Annotated in this window: 13 protein-coding genes; 2 read left to right on the top strand and 11 right to left on the bottom strand. The window is 63.1% G+C overall.

Features of this window, described 5'->3' with window-relative positions:
- From ABR948_RS10520 to ABR948_RS10530, 3 genes are all read right to left on the bottom strand, one after another.
- A partial coding sequence (locus tag ABR948_RS10520; protein ID WP_428116837.1) for a cysteine hydrolase family protein occupies window positions 1–618 on the bottom strand: 618 nt, incomplete at its 3' end.
- A 3-nt stretch (window positions 619–621) separates the two neighbouring features.
- Window positions 622–1041, bottom strand: a complete 420-nt coding sequence (locus ABR948_RS10525) for a cupin domain-containing protein (RefSeq protein ID WP_428116840.1) — start codon at window positions 1039–1041, stop codon at window positions 622–624.
- Between the two features lie 28 nt (window positions 1042–1069).
- A complete protein-coding gene (locus ABR948_RS10530) occupies window positions 1070–1888 on the bottom strand; it encodes a creatininase family protein (protein WP_428116843.1) in 819 nt (272 codons plus the stop codon).
- A gap of 219 nt (window positions 1889–2107) precedes the next feature.
- Here ABR948_RS10530 and ABR948_RS10535 point away from each other — a divergent pair, with 219 nt between their 5' ends.
- A complete protein-coding gene (locus tag ABR948_RS10535) occupies window positions 2108–3010 on the top strand; it encodes a LysR family transcriptional regulator (protein ID WP_428116846.1) in 903 nt (300 codons plus the stop codon).
- A 9-nt stretch (window positions 3011–3019) separates the two neighbouring features.
- Here ABR948_RS10535 and ABR948_RS10540 read toward each other — a convergent pair whose 3' ends face one another.
- Window positions 3020–3892 carry a Bug family tripartite tricarboxylate transporter substrate binding protein gene (locus ABR948_RS10540; protein WP_428116849.1) on the bottom strand — a complete coding sequence of 291 codons (873 nt, stop codon included), beginning with the start codon at window positions 3890–3892 and terminating at the stop codon, window positions 3020–3022.
- Between the two features lie 206 nt (window positions 3893–4098).
- Between ABR948_RS10540 and ABR948_RS10545 the strand changes: the two genes are divergently transcribed.
- Complete coding sequence (locus ABR948_RS10545; RefSeq protein WP_428116851.1) at window positions 4099–5328, top strand: FAD-dependent oxidoreductase; 1230 nt, start codon at window positions 4099–4101, stop codon at window positions 5326–5328.
- Between the two features lie 13 nt (window positions 5329–5341).
- Here the strand turns inward: ABR948_RS10545 and ABR948_RS10550 are convergent, their stop codons facing one another.
- The 7 genes from ABR948_RS10550 to ABR948_RS10580 form a co-directional block, all read right to left on the bottom strand.
- Window positions 5342–7030, bottom strand: a complete 1689-nt coding sequence (locus ABR948_RS10550; RefSeq protein WP_428116854.1) for a GMC family oxidoreductase — start codon at window positions 7028–7030, stop codon at window positions 5342–5344.
- Window positions 7031–7111: 81 nt separating this feature from the next.
- Complete coding sequence (locus ABR948_RS10555) at window positions 7112–8443, bottom strand: MFS transporter (protein ID WP_428116856.1); 1332 nt, start codon at window positions 8441–8443, stop codon at window positions 7112–7114.
- Between the two features lie 34 nt (window positions 8444–8477).
- A complete protein-coding gene (locus ABR948_RS10560; RefSeq protein ID WP_428116859.1) occupies window positions 8478–9284 on the bottom strand; it encodes an enoyl-CoA hydratase/isomerase family protein in 807 nt (268 codons plus the stop codon).
- Window positions 9285–9316: 32 nt separating this feature from the next.
- The gene (locus ABR948_RS10565; RefSeq protein ID WP_428116862.1) at window positions 9317–10864 is read right to left on the bottom strand and encodes an AMP-binding protein; all 1548 of its coding nucleotides are present in this window, start codon (window positions 10862–10864) and stop codon (window positions 9317–9319) included.
- A complete protein-coding gene (locus ABR948_RS10570) occupies window positions 10857–11375 on the bottom strand; it encodes a (2Fe-2S)-binding protein (RefSeq protein WP_428116865.1) in 519 nt (172 codons plus the stop codon). Before ABR948_RS10570 ends, ABR948_RS10565 begins: the two co-directional genes overlap by 8 nt.
- Entirely contained in the window at window positions 11372–12184 is an 813-nt protein-coding gene (locus tag ABR948_RS10575; protein WP_428116867.1) for an FAD binding domain-containing protein, read from the bottom strand. Before ABR948_RS10575 ends, ABR948_RS10570 begins: the two co-directional genes overlap by 4 nt.
- Window positions 12181–15213: a xanthine dehydrogenase family protein molybdopterin-binding subunit gene (locus ABR948_RS10580; RefSeq protein ID WP_428116870.1), complete on the bottom strand. Its 3033-nt coding sequence runs from the start codon at window positions 15211–15213 to the stop codon at window positions 12181–12183. Before ABR948_RS10580 ends, ABR948_RS10575 begins: the two co-directional genes overlap by 4 nt.
- Window positions 15214–15288 lie beyond the last annotated feature (75 nt).

A 15288-nucleotide genomic window follows, 5' to 3' on the forward strand; every position in this document is an offset into this window, starting at 1 on the left:
GGCATTGACGCCCGCAAACATCAGCGTGGTGACGCCGAGATTGCGCAGGATGCTGTCCAACTCCGTATCCTGGAAACCCGACATCCGGTATTTCGCGACATGGATATCGCTGGCATCGGGGGCGAGTTCATCGACGATCGCCGCGGACCAGCTGCCACGCTCCAGAACCTTGGCGCCGGAGCCCGGCAGCGCATCGCCGAGGCCGACGCCGTCACCGCTGGGCTTGTAGACATGCAATAATGCCGGGCTGAGATTGAGCCGGTCGGGCCGGTTGCCCCAATTGACCCAGATCACCGGGACATCATGACGGCGCAGCGCCGGCAGCAGCGATTGCAGCGGCGCGATTGGCGTGCGGGCCGGCGTGACATCGACGCCGAGATGGCCGAGCCAGCCGTCCTTGTGGCAGAAATCGTTCTGCATATCGACGATGACGATGGCGGTGCGCGCGAGGTCGAGTGTCACGACCTTGCCGTCCGCCTGCACCGTGATCGGCCGCGGCGGCACGGGTTGGCGCACCAGGTCGGCGCGGGTCGCCGAGACCGCCCAGCGATTGCGCGCGGATGATCCCAGCGGTCGCAATTCCTCGTCGTCCGTGCTGTGGGTCGGCGCGACGTTCATGGCTCAGTTTCCCTGCAGTATTCGTATATCGTCGGCGTCGAGTTCGACGCGTTCGCCGCCGCGGATCAACTCGGCAAAGCCCTCGTTGGGCGTCATCACGGTGAGCGTATAGAGCTTGCCGGCGCCGGTGTTCTCGATCACATGCTCGGCACCGGGATGCAGCAACAGCGAATCGCCCTTCTTGATCGGCAGCGTCTTGCCGTCGCAGCGGGCAACGCCCTCGCCGTGCAGCACATGGAAAAATTCATGCGCCGCGGCGTGTTCGTTGGGCGGCGTCGCGCCGCCGGCCCTGAAGATTTCGATGACGAAGATGTTGTCGATCTTGTCGCTGTCCTTGTCGAACAGCATCACGAAGTAATTGGTATCCTCCGGCGAAATGCGGAACGCCTCTGCTCCCTTGATGTCGGCAACGCTGAACGCCATGGGATAACTCCTTCGATCTCTGGTTCGGTTAGCGCTTGTCGAACGCCGTCTGCGTGGCAATGCGTGACAGCGGATAGCGGGCAATTTCGTCGATCAGCACCAGCAGCCGGGCGGCTGTGCGATCCACCGCCAATTTTCCAAGTTCGGCGGTGGCCTTGGTGGCATCGCCGCAGGCGCCCTTGGGATGCAGGTCCTGGGCCTGCCAGCCGAACCGGGCGCCGCCCTCCGGGCTCAATATGTCGGACTCGCGCTCGATCTGGACTGACAGCGGCACGAAATTTTCGGCGCGGTCCATCTCGACCAGATCGGGATGCAGATGCAGCATCACGCTGGTTTCGCTCTGGCCGCCATGGATGCCATGCCGGTTTTCGGCGGCGTCGAACAACCCGTTCATGTCGATCAATCGCGGCCACATCACGCTGACCGCAAACATGCCGAGCTTGACGCGCAAATCGCGGCAGACGATCTCCAGCAATTGCGGCTGACCGCCATGCGAGTTCAGGAACAGGATCTTGCGGATGCCGGCGCGATGCACGCTTTCGCCGATTTCGTACCAGACCCGGCCCAGGGTCTCGTGCGACAAGGTCAGCGTGCCCGGAAACGCCAGATGCTCGTCGGACTTGCCGACCGGCAGCATCGGAAGCACCAGGGCGGGACAATCCGGCGGCATCAATTCAACCGCCCGCGCGATGATGCCGGCATTGATCGCGGCGTCGACCCTGACCGGCAAATGCGGCCCGTGCTGTTCGACGGCACCGACCGGCAAGATCGCGACCATGCGCTCGGCATCGAGGCCCGCGAAATCCCGCGTCGTCAGATCCCACCACCAGTGCGATTTAAGGACCATGCGTCATCAGTCTCCGGTGACCCTACAAGTGGTCGTCTGGGGTGGATTTTCGGCGCGGAGCAAGGGCATGCGCAACGATCCCGCCCGGATTTATCCTTCGGCCCGATTGAGCACGCCAAAGCGTCGGTTTGAAAGCGCTTTAATTCGGCAAGCCCGTTGCCTTTTAGGCAACGTGAAGCCATGTTGATGGCTTAAAACGCTCACGCTTGGTTCCGAAAAATGCTGCACAGCCGGCTCTTGACCTATGTCGACGAGGTTGCCCGCACCGGATCGATCCGCAAGGCCGCCACCCATCTCAACGTCGCGGCCTCCGCGATCAGCCGCCAGATCCTGGCGCTGGAAACCCAACTGGGCACACCAATATTTCAGCGTCTGCCGAAAAAACTGATCCTGACCGCGGCGGGAGAAGTGCTGATCGGCCATATCCGCCAGACCCTGAAGGAAATGACCCGCGCGCAGGGCAAGATCGAGGAGTTGAAGGGACTGCGGCGCGGCGAGATCACGGTCGCGATGATGAGCGGCCTCGCCTCCAATCTCGTGCCGGGAACGGTGAAGCAATTCCGCCTCGCCAATCCCAGGGTGAAATTGATCCTGACGCTCTATACCACCGGCGATGAAATCCAGTCCGCGGTCGCCAACGGCGAGGCCGATCTCGGGATCGGCTTCGACTTCACCAAGGACAGCAACCTGAAAGTGCTGGCCCGCGCCGTCGGCAAACTGGGCGCGGTGATGGCGCCGAGCCATCCGCTCGCCAAGCGGGTCAGCATCCGCCTCAGCGATTGCATCGACTATCCGCTGGTGGTGGCTGACACCAGCAGCGCGATCAGGCCCTATCTCGACGCCGCCTTCACCCGCGTCTCGCTCGATCCGCAGCCGATCATCGAAACCAACGCCATCGAAATCATGCGGCACGCCGCGATCCTGGAAAACGGGATCACCTTCCTGACGCCGTTCGATATCGAGTTCGAGCGGCGCGCCGGACGCCTCGTCTATGTCGCGGTCCGCGAATTGTCCCAGGACACCCAGGCGCTGATGCTGATCGGTCACGAGCGCGGCAGCAGCGCGATCGCCAGCGTGCTCGCCGAAATGCTGAAAACCATGATGCAGCAGGCGGCTTCCTGATCTTCAGTGTCAATTCTCCTGCTTGAGCCCTGCTGAACCGACCGCTTTCGCCCAAAGCGGCAAATCACGGCCGATCCGGACTGCAAAATCAGCCGTCGAGCCAACGTCCGGTTCAACACCCAGCATCTCGAACTGCTTCGTCACGGCGGGCTCCCGAAGATGGTCAGCCAGCGCCGCCGCGACACGCTTTGTAATGTCCTCGGGAAGGCCCGCCGGCCCAACCAGCCCGTTCCAGGTCGTCGTTTCAAAATTCTCGATTCCGCTCTCGGCGATTGTCGGCGTGTCCGGCAATTGCGCAACGCGTGTCTTGCTGGTCACGGCGATGATCTTGATATTCGGGTTGGTCGATTGCGCCAACGCCTCGGACAGATTCGCGAACATCATCGAGACCCGGCCGCCGATCACGTCGTTCAGCGCCGGGCCATTACCCTGATAGGGCACGTGAGTGGCCTCGGCGTTGATGGCTTTGAAGAACATGGCGCCGGACAGATGGCTGATGCTGCCGGCGCCGGCGGATGCGTAACTGAGTTTGCCGGCATTCGCACGCGCATAGGCGATAATCTCGCCGAGAGTCTGCCCCGGTACCGAACGGCTCACCACCAGCACGAATGGGTTGGTAGCGATATTCTTGACCGGGGTGAAATCCGTTACCGGATCGAAGTCCATCTTCTGCAATGCCGGCGAGATCACCATTTGCGGCGCGGCGGCAATCATCAGCGTGTATCCATCCGGCTCGGCGCGGGCGACCAGGCGCGCGGCGATGGCGCCGTTGGCGCCGGTGCGGTTGGTCACAATAAAGGGTTGCCCGAACGCCTTCTGCAGATACTCGGCGGCGATGCGCCCGATCACGTCGGTATTGCCGCCGGCGGCGAATGGGACCACGACCGTGACCGGCCGTATCGGCCATTCAGCGGCGTGCCCATGGCTGGTCGAGAACAGACAAGCGGCAAGTGCGGCACCGAATATGGCTTTTATCACCCCGCGACGACGGCGGGATCCGCATGCGACCTTGCTTGACATATTGTCAGACAATATGAACAACTGCGATGAAGTCAATTCACGACCCTTTGAGATCACCTGATAACCGAATGAATGAATTCGACGTTGCGGTGATCGGAGCTGGGCCTGTCGGCGTCATTTGCGCGCTGGCGCTGGCGCGGCGCGGTCACTCCGTCCTGCTCGTCGAGGCGGAGCAATCCGTCAATCGCAGCCCGCGCGCGGCGACAACGCATCCTGCGACGCTCGAAATGCTGGCCGACCTTGATCTCGTGACCGACGTCATCGGATCCGGGGTAGTCGCGCGGTACTTCCAGTTCTGGGATCGCGCCAGCGGCCGGATGATCGCCCAGTTCGATCACCAAATTCTATCCAACGACACGCGCTATCCTTTCGTCGTGCAATGCGAACAGCACAAGATCGCTAACTTCGGACTGACGCGCCTGCAGGCAATGCCCAAGGTCAGCATCGCGATGCAAACCCGCTTGTCAGGTTTTTCGGATGATGGCGAACGCGTCACCCTCGAACTTGTATCGGGCAGCGAAACTCGACGTCGCGTCGCGGCGTCGTATCTCGTGGGCTGTGACGGCGGCCGCAGCTTTGTCCGCAAAGGCGTCGGGATCGCGTTTGATGGTTTCACACATCCCGAACGGTTTGTCGTGCTGACAACCCCGTTTGATTTCGAGGCCGAGAAGGGATTCTGCTATCGCAACTATTTCTCCGATCCCGATGAATGGGCAAATCTGTTCAAGGTTGCGGGCGACGACGGCCATGGTTTGTGGCGCGTGGTATTTCCGACCCGGATCGACGAAACCGACGAACAGGCGTTGTCTGACGCCGCGGTTCAACATCGGCTGCAAAAATTCTTTCCGCTTGATCGCCCCTATGAGGTGGTTCATCGGAATATTTACAGCGTGCACCAGCGTGTCGCCGCGTCGTTTCGAAAGGGTCGCGTTATGCTCGCCGGCGACTCTGCTCACGTGAATAACCCCATCGGCGGGCTCGGCATGAATTTCGGGATTCACGACGCGGTCAGTCTTGCCTCGTCAATCGACGCGGTGCTGCAGGGCAAGACTGAAGTCGACACTGAAGTCGACCTGGACGCCTATGATCGCTTGCGGCGCCCGCTTAACGTCGAATTCGTGCAAACCCAGACTATTCAGAACAAAAAACGGCTGGAGGAAAAAGACTCCGCCGTGCGCGAGAAGAATTTCGCCGACCTCGCCGCTATGGCAGCCGATCCCATTCGACACCGTGCATTTTTGATGCGCACCTCGTTGTTGGAAAGTGTTCGCACCGGTCCGGACAAAACGTCTCGCTGACCTCGAAAACGCTCTAGAGCAGGGCATCGCTTATTTTTTCAGCGATCATGATGGTCGGGATGTTGGTATTCGCCGTAGGCAGGCGCGGCATCACGGAGGCATCGGCCACGTAGAGATTTTCGCTCCCGATCACCTTGCCGCCGGGATCGACGACCGCGTTGATGTCGGCGGGATCGCCCATCCGGCATGTGCCGGTCGGATGCCAGACACCGAATACGTTGCGACGCACGAAATCCGCCAGTTTTTGCTCGTCCTCGACCACATTCTCAAACCCGGTCCCGTTCAGCAGAAACCGCTTGATCACGAGACGGCGTAGCCCTGCCGGAAGATCGAGAAGCGCGCCCAGCGCTGACGCCGCCAGACCGTTGGCGCGGTTGAATTGGCTGAGCCGCTTGATCCGCGGTGAAAACGACGCCGGAAAGAAATCGCCGGCGGCCGGATTGAGCGCGGGATGAACCACCAGGGCGAACAGCATCTTCACCGCCGCCATCATCCGCTCAAGATCGCGCGGATCCTCCAGCAGATTGAGATCGACCGAGGGATATTGCCGTGGATCCGAAGACGCCAGCGAAAGCCGGCCCGCGGAATAAGGCCGGTTGCACCAGAGAAAATAAAGACCGAGCCGGGCGCCGAGCGCGTGCCACCCGGCACGGGCCGACGCGGTGATATACATATCGGAGCGGTCGCAACCATCCAGCGCGGAAGAATAGCGCAGCGCGACGAAGCTCGCCCGCCGCTGTGAGATGGGCAACCGCAGCGGTCGCGGCAGGAACTGACAAAAAGTCAGCGCGGGATGGTCGCGCAGATTGCCGCCCACACCCGCGCGGTCGATGACAACATCGATCCCAAGCGCGCGAAGGGCTGGGGCCGGTCCTATTCCGGCCCGCATCAGGATCGCCGGAGACAGGATGGCGCCGGCCGTGACGATGACCCGGCGAGCACGGATGAAGATGCTCTCGCCGTCCCTGATGACGCGAACCCCGTCGGCGCGACGGCCGTTCATGACGAGACCCTCGACGTGAGTGCTGGTCCAGACCGTCAGATTGCGGCGCCGGCGCGTCGCGCTATCCAGATAGGCCGATGCGGCCGAAACCCGGCGATCTCTCAGGTTCGAGAAAGCCGGCGGGAAGATGCCGTCCTCGAACTCGCCGTTCTGGTCCTGCCGGAACGGAACGCCACTGGCCGCGAAGGCCTCGCCAACAGCCGTCCCGAACGGCGGCCAGTTCGGTTGAGAAATCCGGCGAATCGGGATCGGCCCGTCGCTGCCGTGCAACGGTCCCTCGAAATCAAGATCGGTTTCCAGCTTGCGGAAATACGGCAGCACATCGTCCCAGCCCCACCCCCGGGCGCCGAGATCACGCCACTCATCATAGTCGCGCGGCAGGCCGCGATTGGCCGACTGGACGTTGATGCTGGAGCCGCCGCCGATCACGCGGCCTTGTTCATAGGCGCGCGATAGCGTCTGCCCGTCCTTTGCTCTCCCCGTCGACACGCTCAGACCGGGCCAGATGTAGCGATCGCCGAAGAACACCGGCATCGGATAGCTGTCGAGGATCTCGGCAGGCTCCGCTCCCGGCAGGGTATCCTGGCCCGCCTCGATCAGCAGCACGCGGCGATCGCCATTGGCCGAAAGGCGATTGGCCAGCACGCAGCCGGCGGATCCGCCGCCGACAATGACGTCGTCAAACTGCGGATCGTTCATCGTTTCGGTGCTTTCACGGAATCACAAAATCAAGTCTGGCAACCAATCGCGGCCGGGTTTCCCCCGCCGCCGCTTCCGCGATCAGCGGAAATCTCCCTTGGTTTCGGGGATCAAAAACGCGCCGATCAGGTAGATCGCGAAGATCACGGCTACGAAAATCGACAAGGACATCGGGATCTGTGCCGGACCTGCGCTCGCGAGCGAAACAAAGGTCGGCATCATGCCGCCCAGCGCGAAACCGATATTCCAGGACAGCCCGGTACCGCTGGCGCGGATCTCGGTCGGAAATCGCTCATTGAGAAAGATGAGGATCGGCGCGTAGCCGGCATTTCCGAGAAAGGCGATCGCCAACGCATACAGCGTAATGGTTGATGTGTCGGTGGCTTTCGCGAGGCCGAGATAGCAGACCGGCAACAGAACCAGCATGCAGACCCCGACCAGAAGAAACGTCTTCTTGCGGCCGATCATATCGCTCAGAGCACCGAAAAATACTGCCGAGATCAGCGCAATCACGCTCGCGCCCATCAGGATCAGCGACGAGATGCTGTTGGGAACGGCGTTCACCACCTTGAGAAAGGACGGCAGATAGCCTGACGTCAGGTAATAGCCGGCGCCGCCGCCGAACGTAATCAAGAGGTTGAGCAGCAGGACGTTGCGGTACTGGCTCGAAAACAACAGCTTCACCGGCGACTGCGTCGCTGTGATCGTGCCGGCGGCCTTGCGCTTCTGCTGCTCCTTGAAGAATGGCGACTCCTCGAGATTGTTGAAGATGAACCAGCCGAGCAGCGAACTCAGCAACCCCGAAAAGAACATGCAGCGCCATCCCCACACCGCGAACGCGTCCCCGGGAAACAGCGATGACATGACCAGGAATATGGACGAGGCCAGCAAGGCCCCGATGCCGGCGCCGCCGCCGCCGACCAGACCGGACATCGCGCCACGCCGGTTGGGCGCAGCCCACTCCGTGCCGATGGTATGGGTCGAGGCGACCACACCGCCGACAAATATACCTTGAACTAGACGCAAAATCAGGAACAGGCCGGGCGCGAAAAGTCCGGCCTGGGCGATCGTCGGCAGCAAGCCGAACGCCGCGGTGCTGATCCCGACGCCGACGATGGCCACGAACATCGCGTTCTTGCGGCCGTGAACATCGGCATAATGACCGAACACCGCCGAACCGACCGGGCGCATCAACAGCGTCACCGCGAATGACGCATACACCGCGGCCAGCGACAGCGTGGGAACGCTTGAGGGAAAGAACAGCGCGCCGACGACCGGCGCCACATACAACAGGATGAACAGGTCGAACAGATCGAGCGACCATCCCAGCACCGACGCTATGATCGCAGTCCTCATCTGCCGGCCTGCAACGGGGGACACCGTTTCGGCGCCCTCTAGATTCGCGATGGTCATTTCATTCCTCCCTGTTTCACCCCAACCTTATTCCTCAGCGCCCGATGAATTTCGGCGGGCGTTTGGCGTTGAAGGCCTCGACGCCTTCCTTGAAATCCTCCGATTGACGCAGACGGCTGTAGCAATGGCCTTCCAGCTCGATCGCGACCGTCAGCGTCGAGTCTTCCGTGTCGTTGAGCAGCTTCTTTGCGGTGCGCTGCGCCAGCGGCGCGAAGGTACGCAGCTCATCGACGAGCTTGTCGGTGGCCTTCTCGAGCTCGGCGTCGGGCACGCATTCGGTCGCAATGCCCCAGTCGAACGCTTGCTTGGCGGGAATGCGCTTAGAGCGCATCACGATGTCCTTGGTGCGGGTGATCCCGATCATCTTCTGTAAACGCGCCGAACCGCCCGATCCCGGAATCTGGCCGAGCTTCTGTTCCGGCAGCGCGTACAGCGTCGTCTCCGAGGCGATCCGGAAATCGCAAGCCAGCGACAGCTCGAAGCCGACCCCGAAGCAATAGCCGCGGTTGGCGACAATGACCGGCTTGGCGCAGCGCGTCGGCGAGGCGATATTCCAGGCCAGCTTGGAGACCTTCTCCGGGGTCGCCTCCATGAAGCCGCCGATATTGCCGCCGCTGGAAAAATGCTCGCCGACGGAGCGGACCACGATAATCCGCACGCGGTCATCCTCATCGAGCGTCTCGAACACCAGCCGCAACTGATCGCGCTGCGGCATCGAGACGACGTTGTAGGGCGGCCGGTTGAGAATGATGTCGGCGCGCTCATGCGCTTCATCGATTTCGACCTCGAAACCGTCGAGCTTGGCGAGACGCCGATCTTCAAAATTGTAGGGAGTGGACATCGTTGTTTCCTTTCTTGCTTTCTCGGGAGTTGTTACGCCGCGCTGGATGGCGGGGTGTGTTCGCGCTGGTAGTCGCCGGCGACGAGCAGGCGGCGCAGCAGCTTTCCGACCGGAGATTTCGGCAGGGCATCGACAAACACGAAGCGCCGGGGCCGTTTGAAGTTCGCCAATCCGGACGTCCTGCAGAACTGCTCGAGATCCTGCTCGGTGACGGGACCCCTGCGTTTCACGAACGCCGTGACGACCTTGCCCCACTTCTCGTCGGCCAGACCGACGACGGCGACTTCAAGCACGGCCGGGTGCAGCGAAAGGCAGCTTTCGATTTCGACCGGCGAGACGTTCTCGCCTCCGGTAATGATCATGTCGTCGACACGGCCGGTGACGAACAGATCGCCGTCGCGATCGACAAAACCAGTGTCGCCGGTGAAATACCAGCCGTCGCGCAGCGATTTGGCGTCCGCCTCGGGGCGGCGCCAGTAACCCTCGAACGATTCATCGCCGGCCAGCAGCGCGACGATTTCGCCCTCTTCATTAGGAGACGCCAATTCTGCCGCCGATCGGGCGTTCAGCCTCACCACCCTTATTTGCTGATTGATGCCGGCCTTGCCGGCCGAACCGGGCTTGGCCGGCGCGTTCTGGTCGATGGTGAAAGTGTAAATCTCCGAACTGCCGTAGTGATTCACGAACAGCTCGGGCCGGAACGCCTCGTTCAGCGTCTTCAACAATCCGTCGGTCATCGACGCGCCGGCAAAGCCGAGTTTTCGCACACTCGATACGTCGGTCGATCCGAACTCCCTTGCATGCACGAGATCGTGATAGAGCGTCGGCACCAGATAGAGATTGCTGATCTTCTCAGCTTCGATCAGCGCCAGCGCCCGCGCGGTGTCGTAGCGCGGCAGACAGACGAAGGTGCCGCCGATCAGCGACATCGCGATCAGCGAGCGAACGCCCATGGTGTGATAGAGCGGCATCACGCCGAGCGTGCACTCGCCCCGCCGGTACAGATTTTGCGCCACATGGGCGATGCCGGCGGACCGTTCGGCGCGGTGACGCCGCGGCACGCCCTTCGGCCTCGATGTGGTGCCGGAGGTGTAGAGCATGATCGACCAGGCTTCGGCGCTGACGCGCGGCGTCACGTCAACGGCCAGTTCCGCGACCATGCGGTCGAACAGGAAGGCGTCGGCCGCATCGCCGCCGCCCGCATAAATTCGCGGCAAATGGCGCGCGCGCTTTGACTGTTCAACGGTCTGCGCCGACACATCCTGGTATACGACGGCGCAAGATTCGGAATCTTCGATGCAGAAATCGAGTTCGTCCGCCTTGGCGCGCCAGTTCACCGGCGTGATCACGATGCCGGCCAGTTGACAGGCCCAATGCAAGGTGGCGGCCGCCTCGCAATTCTGCAGCATCGTGACCAGGTGATCGCCGGGCTTGAGGCCGATGCGGTCGAACGACGCGACCAGCGACGAGATCCGTGCGTACCACTGCGCGTAGGTCAGTCGAATGCCGTCATCGACGATCGCGGGCGCATTGGGATCACGCGCCACGCTGGCGACAAAGCTTGTTCCAAGATCAAGCATCTGTTTTCTCTCTGCTCTGATCCGCCAATTCCGCCGCGGCCTCCAGCGCCGCACGCACGATCGGCGCATAGCCGGTGCATCGGCACAAATGACCGCTCAACAAATCGCGGATGCTCTCCTCATCCGGCCGTGGATGTTCGCGCAGGAAGCTGTCGAGCGACATCAGGATCCCGGCGGTACAGAAGCCGCACTGCAGCGCGTGATTGCGCTTGAACGCCGCTTGCAAGACGCCAAGACTCCCCGCCGACGGCGCGAGGCTTTCCACGGTGCGGATTTCACAGCCGTCGATCTGCACCGCGAGCGTGAGGCAGGCCCGCGCCGGCTGGCCGTCGATCTCGACGGTACAGGCGCCGCACACGCCATGCTCGCAGCCGACATGGGTGCCGGTCACCCCAATCTGATGCCGCAGAAAATCCGTCAGCAGCAGCCGCGGCTCGGCCTCGCCGGCGCATGGCTTGCCGTTCAGCGTGAAGCGGACATCGTGTCGCCGGCCGGCCTGCAATCGGCTCATGGCAGCACCTCCCGCATCAGATCGCGGCCGATCATGCGCACGAGGTCGCGGCGATAGCGCGCCGTCGCGTGGACATCGTCGCGGGCGTTAAGCTCGTAGGCGAATTCATTCAGCGCGTCGTCGAGCGCGCTACCTTCGAGACGCGGAAAATCGCGCGCCGCCGGCATATCCGCGACGCCGCCGACAGCGAGGCGGACCCCATCAGCCGTTGCCACGGCCGCGCAGGCGACAATAGCGAAGTCGCCGTGACGACGCGCCACCTCACGGAAGGCACAGCGTCTCGCGGCGGCCGGAAGCGATATCGCTTCGATCAATTCGTCGTCGGTGCGCGTCGTCGCCATCATGCCGGCGAAGAAATCCTTGGCCGCCACCCGCCGGCGCTTTTTGGCGCTGCGCAGATGCACCTCGCCGCCGAGCGCCCGCAGCACCAGCGGCAACTCGGCGCTGGGATCGGCATGCGCGATCGATCCGCAGACCGTTCCCCTGCTTCGGGTCTGCACATGGCCGGTCCACGGCAATGCCAGCGCGACCAGCGGCAGGCTGCCGCCAAGATCAGGCCACGCCAGCAGCGCGGCCTGGCGGACACCGGCCCCGATCATGATCGCGTCGCCCTTGCGTTCGATGCGAGCCAAGTCCTGCAGCCGCATGATATCGATCAGCGTCCTGGGCCTGGCGAGACGCATGTTGAGCATCGCCATCAGCGATTGCCCGCCCGCCACGATGCGGGCGTCGGTGCCTTCGCGATCCAGCACCTCGAGCGCTTCGTCGAGATGTTGCGCCCTGACATAGTCGAATGCGGCAGGCTTCATCGCGGCCCTCCGAACCAACGGCGCAGTTTCAACAGCAGGGACGAAGGCGATGAATCGGCTGCGCCGCCGCCCGCCTGCCGCGCCAGCGCCGCGAAAAATTGCCCGATGATCACCCGCGCGGCGCCATCGAGCAGGCGGCCGCCGATGCTCGCCACCTTGCCGCCGATCGCTGCCTCGTAGACGTAGCGAATCGATGTGCCGCCATTCCCGGTCGGAACGAGCGTAATGCGTCCTTCGCCGCCGCCAAATCCGAGCGCGCCTTCGGCTGATCCCCCGAGCGTGACCGCACGCGGCGGATCGAGGTCCGACAATGTCACGTCAGCACGATAGCGTCCTTTGACGGGACCGATGCCGATGGTCACATCGGCGCGGAAATGCGTGTCCGATATTTTCTGAACGCTGTGGCAGCCGGGGATCACGGCCCGCAGCGTCTCGGGGTCGAGCAGCATCGCCCAGACCCGCTCGGCTGGTGCGCCGACTACAGCCTCGCCTTCGCCATGCAGGCGCCGGTCGCCACCCTGCTTCTGGATAGCCCCGCTCGCGCGGCCCACCGGTGGCGCGGGTTCTTCGCCGCGCACGATCTGCGCGAGTTTGGCCGGCACCAGCGGCAACGTGATGTCTTTCACGCCGAGTGCGTCGGCGACGGCATTGGCGATACAGACCGGCGTCGACATGCAATTGCCCTCGCCGACACCCTTGGCGCCCAGTGGCGTGACCGGTGACGGCGTCTGCATATGGAGAATGAGCGGGTCAGGTATTTCCGCCGTGGTCGGCAGCAGATAGTCGGCAAAAGTCCCGGTCAGAAAACTGCCGTCGGGGCCATAGGCGTATTCTTCATAGAGCGCAGCACCGACTGCCTGCGCGAAGCCGCCGCGAACCTGGCCGTCGACCATGGCCGGATGCAGGATGGTCCCGCAATCGTGCATGGTGACGTAGCGGTCGATCCGCGTCTGCAGCGTGGTGCGATCGATCTCGACGCCGCAAAAGTCAAAGATGAAGCCATGGCAGAGCGAAGAATTGATATGGTCGTCGTCGTCGGGCGCGGTGAGTTCCGGCGGACTCCAGAAAACGGTTTCGCGAATGGTTTGTCCGACGCCGTCGGGCAGCGCGCCCGGCGACCAGTGGCTCAGGCCCGCTACCCGTGAGAACGATACTTTATTGTCGGGATTGCGCTTCGATCTGACCTGGCCGCCGGCAAAGACGATATCGTCAGCTTCGGTGTTCAACTGGCTTGCGGCGATGCGCGCGAGTTTTGTCGCGATGCGCTCGGCGGCGAGCTTGGCGGTGCCGGCAACGGCCGGCGCGAAGCGGCTGGCGTAATTGCCTGACGCGATCGACCAGGCGTCCTTGGCGGTATCGATTTCGGTGTTGACCCTGACATCGCCGGGCGTGAGACCGAAGACATCAGCCACCACCTGCGACAAAACGGTGCGATGGCCCTGCCCTTGCGGCACTGAGGCGACGTGCACGGTGACGCTGCCGACCGGATCGATCGCGACCGTCGCGGTGGCCTGGGCGCCGTTCTTCGGCCCCGCCTTGCGGCGCTCGGCCGGAGTGAGCACGGTCGTGATGTAACCCATGTTGGATACACTGGGCTCGACCACCGCCGTAAAGCCGATACCGTAGAGACGCCCCTGCGCGCGCGCCGCGTCACGGCGCGATTTGAGCTCCGCCAGCTTGCCTTCGTTGACGCCGCGCCTGATCGCCTCCTGGTAATTTCCGGAGTCGAGCAACGCGCCGCTCGCGGTTCGGTACGGAAACGCATCGGCGGGAACGAGGTTGCGGGTGATCACATCCAGCGGATCGAGGTCAAGCTCGACCGCGATGCGCTGAACCAGGCGCTCAAGCGCGAAGTAGACTTGCGGGCCGCCGAAGCCACGGTTCAATCCGGTCGGCGTCTTGTTGGTGACGACGACGCGATTACGAACCGCGAGATGGCGGATGTCATAGGCACCGGTCAGATTGCCGTGCATGCGATACAATGTCGCCGGCTCCGGCGCGCGCAGATGCGCGCCGCAATCCTCGACCTGGTCCCAATCGAGCGCGAGGATACGGCCGTCATCGGCCACGGCAGCATGCAGCGTCGTGGCCCGGTTGGTGGCGGAAACCGAGGCGGTCAGGTGTTCGAGCCGGTCCTCGATCCATTTGACGGGACGCCCCGCCGCGCGCGCGGCCGCGGCAATCAGGACGATATAGGGGAATATCCCCTGCTTGACCCCAAAACTGCCGCCGGAATCCGGCGGCGTTCGCAATCGCAGCCGATTGCCGGGAACTTTCAGCGCGCGGGACAGTACCGCATGGATGCTGAAGGGGCCCTGGAAATTGGCGAGCACATCGTAGGCGTCCTCGCCCGGATCATAGTCGGCGACCAGGCCATAGGTCTCGATCGGCGTGCATGAATTGCGGGGATAGCGGATATCGATACTGATCCGATGCGCCGCCGACGCAAAGGCCTGCTCGGGGTTGCCATAACGAAAGGTCCGGTCGCTGGCGACGTTGCCCTTGAAGCCGTCGTGCAGCACCGGTGCATCCGCGCTCAGCGCGGCAAGCGGATCGATCACCGCGGGCCGCGCCTGGTACTGCACCTCGATCAGATCAACGGCGTCTTCGGCCAGATAGCGATCGGTGGCAACGACGACGGCAACGGGTTCGCCGACATAGCGCACCCGCCCGACCGCGATCGGCCAGCATTCCACTGGCGCCTTGACGCCGACCACAAGGCTGGAGGTGAGCGCCTTGACATCATCGCCGTCAAGCACGGCGACGACGCCTTGGGCACGTTTGGCAGCGGAGGTTTCGATGGAGACGATATCCGCATGCGCGTGCGGCGAACGCAGGATCGCGGCGTGGAGCGTACTCGCATGAACGCCGATATCGTCGATGAAGCGGCCGCGTCCGGTCAGCAGCGCCGAATCCTCGACGCGCGGAATCGACTGCCCGACCCACGCCGAGCCTTGTTCTTTGCTGGCCAAATCCTTGCTACCCAGGGATTCCTTGCCGGCAAATGCGTGGCTGGCGGCTTCCGCCATCCCGAAAAATCCTCCCGCGCATTCTGGATGCGTCAGGAGAAGTTATCTAACCGCGTCGCCCGTTGCGGCCATACC

The sequence above is a fragment of the Bradyrhizobium sp. genome (assembly GCF_050014615.1).
Classification (GTDB): domain Bacteria; phylum Pseudomonadota; class Alphaproteobacteria; order Rhizobiales; family Xanthobacteraceae; genus Bradyrhizobium.

Excerpts from the sequence above, each read along its gene's own strand:
- ABR948_RS10525 (WP_428116840.1), bottom strand. The coding sequence starts at position 1,041 with ATGGCGTTCAGCGTTGCCGACATCAAGGGAGCAGAGGCGTTCCGCATT.
- ABR948_RS10530 (WP_428116843.1), bottom strand. The coding sequence starts at position 1,888 with ATGGTCCTTAAATCGCACTGGTGGTGGGATCTGACGACGCGGGATTTC.
- ABR948_RS10555 (WP_428116856.1), bottom strand. The coding sequence starts at position 8,443 with ATGACCATCGCGAATCTAGAGGGCGCCGAAACGGTGTCCCCCGTTGCA.
- ABR948_RS10565 (WP_428116862.1), bottom strand. The coding sequence starts at position 10,864 with ATGCTTGATCTTGGAACAAGCTTTGTCGCCAGCGTGGCGCGTGATCCC.
- ABR948_RS10545 (WP_428116851.1), top strand. The coding sequence starts at position 4,099 with ATGAATGAATTCGACGTTGCGGTGATCGGAGCTGGGCCTGTCGGCGTC.
- ABR948_RS10560 (WP_428116859.1), bottom strand. The coding sequence starts at position 9,284 with ATGTCCACTCCCTACAATTTTGAAGATCGGCGTCTCGCCAAGCTCGAC.
- ABR948_RS10550 (WP_428116854.1), bottom strand. The coding sequence starts at position 7,030 with ATGAACGATCCGCAGTTTGACGACGTCATTGTCGGCGGCGGATCCGCC.
- ABR948_RS10580 (WP_428116870.1), bottom strand. The coding sequence starts at position 15,213 with ATGGCGGAAGCCGCCAGCCACGCATTTGCCGGCAAGGAATCCCTGGGT.
- ABR948_RS10570 (WP_428116865.1), bottom strand. The coding sequence starts at position 11,375 with ATGAGCCGATTGCAGGCCGGCCGGCGACACGATGTCCGCTTCACGCTG.
- ABR948_RS10535 (WP_428116846.1), top strand. The coding sequence starts at position 2,108 with ATGCTGCACAGCCGGCTCTTGACCTATGTCGACGAGGTTGCCCGCACC.
- ABR948_RS10575 (WP_428116867.1), bottom strand. The coding sequence starts at position 12,184 with ATGAAGCCTGCCGCATTCGACTATGTCAGGGCGCAACATCTCGACGAA.